The sequence below is a fragment of the Streptomyces sp. CAI-85 genome, from assembly GCF_013363615.1.
In the GTDB taxonomy this organism is placed as follows: Bacteria; Actinomycetota; Actinomycetes; order Streptomycetales; family Streptomycetaceae; genus Streptomyces; species Streptomyces antibioticus_B.
In genome coordinates this window covers 1-1,820 of the sequence record NZ_JAANNX010000168.1, presented here as the reverse complement: position 1 = coordinate 1,820, position 1,820 = coordinate 1, and the positions used below count along the sequence as shown (strand labels likewise).

Annotated in this window: 2 protein-coding genes; one reads left to right on the top strand and one right to left on the bottom strand. The window is 68.4% G+C overall.

Annotation, left to right across the window (positions count from 1 at the left end):
* The coding region (locus G6W55_RS37485) for an MBL fold metallo-hydrolase (RefSeq protein WP_175525046.1) at positions 1-616 on the bottom strand (616 nt) is incomplete at its 3' end.
* Between the two features lie 209 nt (positions 617-825).
* Here G6W55_RS37485 and G6W55_RS37480 point away from each other — a divergent pair.
* The gene (locus G6W55_RS37480) at positions 826-1,644 is read left to right on the top strand and encodes a peptidylprolyl isomerase (protein ID WP_175525045.1); all 819 of its coding nucleotides are present in this window, start codon (positions 826-828) and stop codon (positions 1,642-1,644) included.
* The last annotated feature ends 176 nt before the right edge of the window (positions 1,645-1,820 follow it).

The following is a 1,820-nucleotide window of genomic DNA, read 5'->3' as shown; positions in this document are numbered from 1 at the left end:
TCTGGGGGCCGTGGCCGGACAGCACCACGGTCGAGTCGTCGAGCGGCAGGCACACGCGGGCCAGCGAGTCGAGCATCTCGGCCATGTCACCGCCGGGCAGGTCGGTGCGTCCGATGGAGCCGGCGAAGAGCAGATCCCCGGAGAAGAAGACCGACGGGATCTCGGTCGTCTCGGGCATCCGGAACGTCACCGACCCCTTGGTATGGCCCGGTGCGTGCGCGACGGAGAACTCCAGCCCGGCGAGGTCCAGCCGTGCGCCGTCGGTCAGTTCACGGACGTCGTCCGGCTCGCCCACGGTCAGCTCGCCCATCAGCGGCATCCCGATGGAGCGGCCGAGCGCCTTCTCGGGGTCGCTCATCATGAACCGGTCCTCGGGGTGGATCCAAGCCGGCACGTCATGGGCGCCGCACACCGGAACGACCGAGGCCACATGGTCGATGTGTCCATGGGTGAGGACGACGGCGACCGGCTTCAGCCGGTGCTTCCTGATCGCTTCCTCGACTCCGGGGGCCGCCTGATGGCCCGGGTCGATGATCACGCACTCCTCACCGGCGGCGGGGGCGACGAGATAGCAGTTCGTCCCCCAGGCCCCGGCGGGGAACCCGGCAATGAGCACGATCGTCCTTCGTTGTGGCGGTACGGGGGGACTTGTGGACCCCCCGCGGGGCGCCTCGACGGGCTTCCCCTGTGGTCAGAGACTACCGGCGCTGCCGATTCCTCAGCGAACCCATATACGGTACGGGGCACACGCGGGCGATCGGCTCATGAGACGCACGCGTCCCTGTCGACGGACCAGACGCACGAGACGCACGAGGAGAGAACCCGGTGGTCACCCAGGAACAGCGCAAGCGTCAGCTCGCCCGGGAGAAGTTCTTGCGGCAGCAGCAGCGCCGCACGGCAGCGCGCCGCAAGGCCCGCGTGCGCAACTCGGTGATCGCGTCCGTGCTCGGCGTGATCCTGGTGGGCAGCGTGGCGCTGTACACGTCGGGCGTCATCAAGGGCGACGACGACAAGACGAACGCGAGCGCGGACACCACTCCGGCCGCCTCCCCCACTCCCGTCGAGGACCCGTGCGAGAAGGCCGCTCCGGGGAAGGTCAAGGAGGTCAGCTCCAAGAAGGAGCCGGCGATGACCATCGACAAGTCGGCCGACTACACGCTGAAGCTGGCGACGACGTGCGGTGACATAGACATCCCGCTGAAGACGGCCGCGGCCCCGCACACCGTCAACTCCTTCAACTACCTCGCGGGCAAGGGCTACTTCGACCACACCAAGTGCCACCGCCTGACCACCAACGGGATCTACGTGCTCCAGTGCGGCGACCCGACGGGCACCGGCAGCGGCGGCCCCGGCTACACCATTCCGGACGAGAACCTGAAGGACAAGAGCCTCAAGAACAACGTCTATCCGGCGGGCACGGTCGCGATGGCGAACACCAGCCAGCCGAACACCGGCGGCAGCCAGTTCTTCCTCGTCTACCAGGACAGCCAGCTCCCGCCCAGCTACACACCGTTCGGCACGGTCTCGGCCGAGGGCATGAAGGTGCTCCAGAAGATCGCGGCCGCGGGCGAGAACACCGGCGCCGGTGACGGTGCCCCGAACGCGACGGTCGTCATCGACAAGGCGACGGTCTCGAAGTCCTGACATCCAGGCGGCCAGCAGCGGAATTTCGGTCGCGCTGGATGCGGACAGGCAACCCGCCGGTCGCCTATGTTGGCCGTGACGAAACTGTGGACGATGCCCGGGGGCGCCGAAGCCCCTCGGAGGCATCATGTGGAGGAGGCGCTGTGAGCAGCGACCCGTGGGGCCGCGTCGACGAG